Annotated in this window: 1 pseudogene; it reads right to left on the bottom strand. The window is 58.2% G+C overall.

The window, feature by feature from the left end:
- Positions 1-311 (bottom strand): annotated as a pseudogene (locus HMPREF3047_RS10025) (VENN motif pre-toxin domain-containing protein); the annotation flags it as partial.

Below are 311 nucleotides of genomic sequence, written 5' to 3'. Positions count from 1 at the left end.
GTTCGCCGGGTGTGAATCCGTCCAAACGGTTTAGGGCATTATTCTCCACCGCATTCTGCGCCAACACGCCCCCTACTTGCGCATTGAACAGGGCATTGGTGTTTGTGCCGCTGGTGCCGTTCAGACTGCCGCCCGCCGCACCTACCACCGAAGCAAGCGCCCCGGTCTGCGCTTTGATCTCTTCCTTAATGTGTTCGGGCAGAAGATTGGGATTGAATTTCCCCGTTATTGGGTCAATCGCGGTATGGCCGTCATCGTATTGTTTGGCCAGATACTCGGCTGCACGTTCGGCGGCAACGGCAGCGCTGCCG

The organism is Neisseria sp. HMSC075C10 (genome assembly GCF_001815615.1).
Classification (GTDB): domain Bacteria; phylum Pseudomonadota; class Gammaproteobacteria; order Burkholderiales; family Neisseriaceae; genus Neisseria; species Neisseria subflava_A.
The sequence above is the reverse complement of the archived record's forward strand: the minus strand, read 5'-3'. Positions and strand labels throughout refer to the sequence as shown.